Here is a 7981-nt window from a genome sequence, read left to right on the forward strand (position 1 = left end):
CCCTGGACGCAGAGTCAACGAAGCTGAGACGGCTACTTCAGGCAGCTTCCCGCGTCGACGGGCAGGGTGACGCCGGTGATGTAGCGGGCCTCCTCCGAAGCAAGGAACAGCACGGCGTTGCTGATGTCCACCGCATCCACCCACGGAATCGGCAGGGTGTGGAAAAGCTGGCAGATCGGCGCCATGTCGTCGGGGCCCGGGTTCTCCAGGTCCGGTCGGAACATCTTCCAAGTGCCCTCGTTCATGATCATTCCGGTGCTGACATGGGTGGGGTGCACGGAGTTGACACGAATACTGTGCTGCCCCAACTCGACGGCGAACGAGCGCATGATGCCCACCACGCCGTGCTTGGCGGCGACGTAGTTGCCGCAATGCGGGTAGGCCTTCAACCCGCCGACAGAGCTGGTGAGGATGATGGATCCGCCTTTTCCGCCTGAAATCAGGTGTGGCACACCGGCCTTGACGGTCTTCCACACACCCGACAGGTTGACGTCGATCATCTCCTGCCAGTCGTGTTCGCTGCACTGGTCCAGGGTGTCGCCGCCGTTGCCGATACCGGCGTTGGCGACGATGATGTCCAGGCCGCCCAGCTCCTCCACCCCGGCGTCCACCGCGGCCTTGAGTCCGTCGAAGTCGCGCACATCGACTTCGGCCGTGAAGATCCGACGGTTCAGCGACTTGACCATATCGGCAGTCTCAGCCAGTTCCTCGGGAGTAGCCGGCGGGATGGGCGAATCCTTGACGACCCGCTTGCAGGCGTCGATCGCGATGATGTCGGCGCCCTCCTGGGCCAACCGCACCGCGTGGCTGCGGCCCTGTCCGTGCGCCGCGCCGGTGATGAACGCGACCTTGCCTTCAACACGTCCAGTCATGGGAACCTCGATTCTGTAGGTAGCTGGAAAACTTTGGGTCCAGTTCGGAACTCAGGGGATGATCGCCGGCATGGAGACCCAGCCCCTCACCGTCGACGTGGGGGAGAGCTGCGCCGCCGACAGGTCGACCTCCCACTCGGGAAAGCGCTTGAGGATCTCCTCGATGGCGATCCGCGCCTCCAACCGGGCCAGCGCGTTGCCCACGCAGAAATGGGTCCCGAAGCCGAAGCTCAGGTGCGGGCGCCGCTCCCGGTGGATGTCGAACACATCGCCATCCGGAGGGAACCGGCGGGGATCCCGGTTGGCCGCACCGATCAGCAACAGCATCGCCGAGCCGGCGGGCACGGTCTGGCCGTAGTACTCCACGTCGCGGGTGACGTAGCGGGCCGCGTGCGGCGCCGGCGGTTCGAACCGGAGCAGCTCCTCGACCGCCCGCGGAATCAGTGCCGGCTTGGCCGCCAGTTCGGCCCGCTGGTCCGGGTGCTCGGCCAGCACCTTGCCGCTCCAGCCGATCAAGCGGGTGGTGGTCTCACTGCCGGCGGTGGCCAGCACGGTCAGAAACAGGTGCAGTTCCTCGCGGCCCATCCGGCGTCGGGTACCGGTCTCATCCTCGAACTCGGCGTTCATCAGTTCGGTGATCAGGTCGTCCGACGGGTTCTTGACCCGCCAGTCGATGATGTCGGCGAATACATCACCGGTGGCGATCGGACCGTCGGGATTGTCGGTCATCTTCTGACCGGGCTCGGTGCGAATGGGGGCTTCACCGTGTTCGGTGATGTGCTCCTGCTGATCTTCGGGGATACCCAGCAGCATCCCGATCACCCGCATCGGCATCTGCGCGCCGAGGTCGCTGACGAAGTCGAACCGCCCGGTTCCCACCAGTGGATCCAGACAGCGTACGCAGTACTCCCGGATCTGCGATTCCAAGGTGTTCATCCGGCGCGGGCTGAACATCCCCGCCATCAGGTTGCGGTGGATGTCGTGGATCGGAGGATCCTCGAATATCACGATGCCCGGCGGAATCTCCATGCCGGATTTGATGATCTCCAGCACGTCGCCCTTGGCCGAGCTGAACGTCTGGTAATCGGAGAACGCGGCGTGCACGTCGTCGAACCGGCTCAACGCATAGAAGTCGTGTTCTTCGTTGTAGTACAGCGGCGCTTCTTCACGCAGCCGCCGAAACATCGGATACGGATCGTTGTTGAGGGCAATGTCGTACGGGTTGTAGTTCGCTTCGCTGGTAGTGGCGGTTGTCACCGTCATGGCTTGTCGTCCTTGGGTTGGCAGAGCCGCGGTCAGAGGCCGGCGGGGACGGGTGCCGCCACCGGGGTGAAATGCAGGTGCAGCTCGGTCAGGCCGCGCAGGATGAAGGTCGGCTCGAAGCTGAATCGACGGTCACCGGCCGGCCCATGGTGCGACTCGTCGAGCCGGATGTCGGTCATCCGGTCCAGGAGGCGTTCCAGCGAGATCCGGCTCTCGGAGCGGGCCAGCGGCGAACCCGGGCAGGTGTGGCTGCCGCGGGCGAACGCCAGGTGCTCGCGCACGTTGGGACGGTCGATCCGGAATTCGTGCGGGTTCTCGAACTTGCGGGGATCGCGGTTGATCGCCCCGGGGAACATCACCACGACGGTGCCGGCTTTGAGTTCGACCCCGCCCAACGTGGTGGTCTTGCGCACCAGCCGCGGGTCGGTTTTGACCGGGCTCTCCATCCGCAGCGTCTCCTCGAGGAAGTTCGGGATCCTGCTGCGGTCCTCCCGCAGTTGTACGACCAGGCCCGGGTCTTCGGCCAGGAACCGCAGCGCCGCGCTGAGCAGTTTGGTGGTGGTCTCCTGCCCCGCCGCGAACAGGAACGTGGCACTTTTGACCACGTCGGCGATCTCGGGGATCGAACCGTCCTCATAAGTGGCGGTGGCCAGATCGGTCAGCACGTCGCCACGCGGCTTTTCCCGCCGATCACTCAGGTACCGGCTGAACTTGTCGTCCAGCCAAGCCAGCGGGTCGTGCGCCAACTCCTCGTGGTCGAGCGCGCCGATCCGCGCGCCCGGTTGCGGGGCGCCGAGGACCTCCTGGAAGGTCGGCCGGTCCTCTTCGGGCACGCCGAGCAGGTCGGCGATCACCAGCAGCGCGAACGGTCTGGCGTACTCGGAGAGGAATTCGCACTTGCCGGTGTCGATGAAATAGTCGAGCTGGCGGTCCGCCAGGCGCCACATGAAGTCCTGGTTCTCCTTGAGCCGCTTCGGTGTCAGCAGCCGGTTCAGCAGTGACCGGGCTTTGGTGTGCATCGGCGGGTCCATGGTCACCATGTGCTCGCTCATCGGCATCAGGTGGCGGTGCGCCTCGAGCTGCTCGCTGATGTCGTCACCTTCGGGGGTGAATGGCAGCGGCGGGAATGGCCCGCCCACCGCGACCAGGTTCGAGTAGGTCTCGGAGTCCCGGTAGACCTCGTTCGCCTCTTCGTGTCCCGTCACGGCGACCACGTCGTAGGCGTTGAGTCGCGTCACCGGGCTCTTGTTCCGCAAGTAGTCGAAGTACGGGTGCGGATCGGGTATCAGGGACTGATCGGTGAAGAAGTCGATCGTGTCGAAGTCAGTCAAGGTAGACCTCTCTGCAGAATGGCCTGACAGGTGCTGTGCATCTGCTTAGCATGGGTGGGACTGGGGGTCAAGGGTTGGCGCGGCTTTACGATGGCCGCCGGACGTGTAAAGGCGGATGATGGTGATGCGGAGCGGACGGTATGCCCGAATCGGGTAAGGGACAGCGCAGAATTGGGCCGCCCGACGCGAAGAACCGGACGCTGCTGCTCGACGCTGCCGAGCAGCTGCTGCTGACTGCCGGTCACGGCGCGGTGAGCTCGCGCCGGGTAGCCGAGCAGGCCGGGCTCAAGCACCAACTCGTGCACTATTACTTCCGCACCATGGACGACTTGTTTCTGGCGATGTTCCGCCGGCGTGGTGACCAAGGTCTGGCCGAACAGGCCGCCGCGCTCGCCTCGCCGCAGCCGTTGTGGGCGCTGTGGCGATTCAACATCGACCCGACGTGGACCGCGCTGACGATGCAGTTCATGGCGTTGGCCAACCAGCGTGAAGCCTTGCGGGCGGAGATCGCGACCTACGCGGAGCGTCTTCGCGCCGAACAGATCGAGGTGGTGGCCGGCCTGCTGGCGCGCTACCGCATCGACTCCGAGGAATTCCCGGCGACGGTGTTGATGGTGCTGATGACCGGTGCGTCGCGGATGCTGATCATCGAACAGGAGGTGCTGGGGATGACGCTCGGCCATGCCGAGACGGTCGAGTTCGTCGAGCGCTGGCTGCGCCGGCTCGAGGGCGAGCCCGGAGAGCCGGCCAACGATGTCACCCTGTCCTCGGGCCGGGTGGCGCATTAGCGTTGCGCCCGGCCCTGCTGCAGGCGATCGGCGGCCGCCCAATGCTCGTCGGAGACCCAGAGCCGAGCGAACGCCGCGACCGCCTCGTCGGCCGTCGCACCGGCGAGCACCCGTTTGATCTCACCCGCCGACGGATTGGCCAGCGACCGTGCCAGCCCACGCCATTCGGCTTCGAACGACTCCCGGGGCACCACCCGATTCACCAGGCCGATCCGTTCGGCCGCCGCGGCGTCCAGCATGGTTCCGGTACCGGCCAGCAGCAGGGCCTGGCTGTGCCCGACCAGGGCGGCCAGTCGCTCGGCGCCGCCCCAGGCCGGCATGATCGCCAGCGATACCTGATTGAAGGCGATCTTGACGTCGGCGGCGGCGATCCGGATATCGGCGGCGACCGCCACCTCGGCGCCGCCCCCGAGTGCGTGGCCGTTCAGTGCCGCGATCACCGGCGCGGGAAATGCGGCGATCCGGTCACACAGCGTCCGCATTCGCCACGCCATCGCCGTCGCGTCGGGTTCGGTGCGGATGGCGGCGAGTTGCTTGAGGTCTCCGCCGGAGACGAAGGCGCGGTCGCCGCCGCCGGTGATGACCAGCGTCCGTGCCGCGGCTACCGCGTCAAGCGCGCGGTCGAGCTGATCCATTGTCTCCGGGGCGATCGCGTTGCGTGCTTGCGGACGATCGATCGTGATGACCGCCAATCCTTCATCCAGCTCGACATCAACCATGACTCTCCAATGAAGATATTGGCATTCTCGATTTAGGAGAATAACATCGCGGGCGTCATGCGTAAGATTCCGGACGACCTGGCGCGGCACTACGAGGCCAACGGGTGGTGGACCCGAGAGACCCTCGGTGACCTGCTCACCACGTGCCTCTCCGGGGCGCCGGACGGCCGGTTCGAGGTGCACTCCGCGGTTCGCCCGTGGCGGGGCACGTTCGGCGACGTCGAGCGGACCGCCCGCCGGCTGGCGGCCGGATTGTCCGTCCGTGGCGTCGGCCCCGGTGATGTGGTGGCGTTCCAACTGCCCAACTGGATGGAGGCCGCGGCGACCTTCTGGGCCGCGGCGTTCCTGGGGGCGGTGGTGGTGCCGATCGTGCATTTCTACGGGCCCAAGGAATTGGGCTACATCCTGGCTGCCAGCAAGCCGCGGGTGTTCATCACCGCCCAGAAGTTCGGCCGGATGACGTTTGTGCCCGAACTGGCGGCCGATGTCCCGATTATCGGGGTGGTGGGCGGGAACGACGCTGCCGGACAGGACTTCGAGGACCTGCTGGCCGACGGGCCGATGACGGGCACGCTCGCCACCGAACCCGGCGCGCCGGCACTCATCGCGTTCACCTCCGGAACCACCCGAAATCCCAAGGGCGTCATCCACAGTCACCAGACGCTCTGTTTCGAGACCCGTCAGTTGCTCGACAATTACCCCAAGGATCGCGGTCGGCAGCTGACCGCAACACCGGTCGGGCACTTCATCGGGATGGTTTCGGCGTTTCTGATCCCGGTGCTCGAGGGCGCGCCGATCGACCTCGCCGATACCTGGGATCCTGCGCAGGTGCTGGCCTTGATGGCCGACGAGGGGGTGTCGATCGGCGGCGGTCCACCGTATTTCGTTACCAGCCTGCTCGATCATCCGGATTTCACCGCTGAGCACCTGCGCCATATCCGGCACGTCGGCCTCGGTGGATCGACGGTGCCCGCGGCGGTCACCCGCCGGCTGTCGGATCTGGGCATCTTCGTGTTCCGGTCCTACGGCAGCACCGAGCATCCGTCGATCACCGGTTCGCGGCCGAGTGCCCCCGAAGATAAGCGACTGTTCACCGACGGTGACCCGCGCCCCGGCGTGGAGATCCGATTGGCCCCCGACGGGGAGATCCTGAGCCGTGGCCCCGATCTGTGCCTGGGCTACACCGACGACGCCTTGACCGAGGCGGCTTTCGACGCCGACGGCTGGTACCACACCGGAGACGTCGGCGTGCTCGACGCCGACGGATATCTGACCATCACCGACCGCAAGGCCGATGTGATCATCCGCGGTGGCGAGAACATCAGCGCCGTCGAGGTCGAAGAGGTGTTGTTGGCGCTGCCTGTGGTGGCCGAGGCGGTGGTGGTCGCGGTGCCCGACGCTCGACTGGGGGAGCGGGCGGCCGCGGTCGTTCGCCTCAAGCCCGGGTGCGCGTCGCCGACGATGCCGGAACTGCAAGCGCACTTCGAGCGGATGGGCGTGGCGCCGCAGAAGTGGCCGGAGCTCCTGCGCGAGGTCGACGACTTCCCGCGCACCGCCAGCGGCAAGGTGCAGAAGTACGTGGTGCGGCAGAACCTCGCCGACGAGGTTGCATCGACACCGATGTGAGAATATGATTCTCCAGAGTCGAAAAGGAGCATTCCATGGGTCAACTGTCACATCGCGTCGAGATCCCGTTCCCGTTGTTCGACGCCGACAATCACCTCTATGAACCGCCGGAGGCGATGACCAAGTACTTGCCCAAGGAGTACCAGGACATCGTCCAGTACGTCGAGATCAAGGGCCGCACCAAGATCGCCATCCGCGGCCAGATCAGCGAGTACATCCCCAACCCCACCTTCTCCGTGGTTGCCAAGCCCGGTGCGTGGGAGGAGTACTTCAAGTTCGGCAACCCCGAAGGCAAGAGCAAGCGCGAACTGTTCGGCGAGCCGATGAAGTCGATTCCGGCGTTCTTCGAGCCCGGGCCGCGCCTGGAGCTGATGGACGAGCTCGGCGTCGACCGTTCGCTGATGTTCCCGACCCTGGCCAGCCTGATCGAGGAGCGGCTGCGCGACGACCCGGTCGCCATCCACGTCATCATCCACTCGCTCAACCAGTGGCTTGATGAGGTGTGGGGCTTCAACTACAAGAACCGGATCTTCACCACGCCGGTGATCACCCTGCCCATCGTCGAGAAGGCCATCGAGGAGCTGGACTGGGTGGTCAAGCGCGGCGCTCGCGCGATCCTGATCCGGCCGGCACCGGTGCCCGGCTTCCGTGGACCGCGGTCCTTCGCGCTGCCCGAATTCGACCCGTTCTGGGAGAAGTGCGTCGAGTACGACGTGTTCGTCGGGATGCACTCCTCGGATAGCGGCTACTCCCGCTACACCTCCGAATGGGACGGCGCCAGCCAGGAGATGCTGCCGTTCCAGACCAACGCCATGTCGATCCTCAACGAGTGGCGCCCCATCCAGGACGCGGTGGCTTCCTGGGTGATCCACGGCGCGCTGTTCCGCCACCCCAAGCTCAAGGTGGGCATCGTCGAGGCCGGCTCGAAGTGGATGTTCCCGCTGCTGGACTGCATGACCGAGGTCTACAAGAAAGCGCCGGAAGCCTTCCTGGGCAACCCGATGGAGGAGATCAAGAACCGCATCTACGTCAGCCCGTTCTACGAAGAGGGCATCGACGACCTGATCAACCTCATCGGTGTGGACCAGGTGCTCTACGGCTCCGACTGGCCGCACCCGGAGGGTCTTGCCGAACCGACGCACTACGTGACGGCCCTGTCGCACCTCTCCGTCGAAGATCAGGCCAAGATCATGGGCGGTAACCTCGGTCGCCTCGTCACCGTTTAGAGGTGCCCCGCTGGCAGACCATTCCCGAGATGGTCTTGAGCGTCGGGGGGGGGGGGGGGGGGGGGGGCGGCGGCGGGGGGGGGGGGGGGGGGGGGGCGGGGGGCCCCCCCCGGCCCCCGGGGGGGGGGGGGGCCGGGGGGGGGGGGGGGGGGGCGG

The 7981-nt window shown here is 66.1% G+C and carries 7 protein-coding genes; 3 read left to right on the forward strand and 4 right to left on the reverse strand.

The features are described 5' to 3' along the window. Positions 1-32: 32 nt before the first annotated feature. Genes BST28_RS09390 through BST28_RS09400 form a run of 3 tightly spaced genes read right to left on the reverse strand, consistent with a single transcriptional unit; the run spans position 33 to position 3466 of the window. On the reverse strand, positions 33-872 hold the full coding sequence (locus BST28_RS09390) for a mycofactocin-coupled SDR family oxidoreductase (RefSeq protein ID WP_019737409.1): 840 nt from the start codon (positions 870-872) through the stop codon (positions 33-35). A 51-nt stretch (positions 873-923) separates the two neighbouring features. Next, positions 924-2135: a cytochrome P450 gene (locus tag BST28_RS09395; RefSeq protein WP_019737408.1), complete on the reverse strand. Its 1212-nt coding sequence runs from the start codon at positions 2133-2135 to the stop codon at positions 924-926. Between the two features lie 32 nt (positions 2136-2167). Beyond that, on the reverse strand, positions 2168-3466 hold the full coding sequence (locus tag BST28_RS09400) for a cytochrome P450 (RefSeq protein ID WP_083080768.1): 1299 nt from the start codon (positions 3464-3466) through the stop codon (positions 2168-2170). Positions 3467-3606: 140 nt separating this feature from the next. On the opposite strand from BST28_RS09400, the gene BST28_RS09405 reads away from it, so the two are divergent. Beyond that, positions 3607-4254, forward strand: coding sequence for a TetR/AcrR family transcriptional regulator (locus BST28_RS09405; RefSeq protein ID WP_083080770.1), 648 nt, complete (start codon positions 3607-3609; stop codon positions 4252-4254). On the opposite strand, the gene BST28_RS09410 is transcribed toward BST28_RS09405, so the two are convergent. Beyond that, the gene (locus BST28_RS09410) at positions 4251-4973 is read right to left on the reverse strand and encodes an enoyl-CoA hydratase/isomerase family protein (RefSeq protein ID WP_065287160.1); all 723 of its coding nucleotides are present in this window, start codon (positions 4971-4973) and stop codon (positions 4251-4253) included. The two genes, BST28_RS09405 and BST28_RS09410, sit on opposite strands and share 4 nt — an antisense overlap. Positions 4974-5030: 57 nt before the next feature. Here BST28_RS09410 and BST28_RS09415 point away from each other — a divergent pair, with 57 nt between their 5' ends. Both BST28_RS09415 and BST28_RS09420 read left to right on the forward strand, forming a co-directional pair. Then, entirely contained in the window at positions 5031-6599 is a 1569-nt protein-coding gene (locus BST28_RS09415) for an AMP-binding protein (RefSeq protein WP_019736251.1), read from the forward strand. Positions 6600-6634: 35 nt separating this feature from the next. Then, entirely contained in the window at positions 6635-7825 is a 1191-nt protein-coding gene (locus BST28_RS09420) for an amidohydrolase family protein (protein ID WP_019736252.1), read from the forward strand. Positions 7826-7981 lie beyond the last annotated feature (156 nt).

It is taken from the genome of Mycolicibacter kumamotonensis, from assembly GCF_002086285.1.
Classification (GTDB): Bacteria; Actinomycetota; Actinomycetes; order Mycobacteriales; family Mycobacteriaceae; genus Mycobacterium; species Mycobacterium kumamotonense.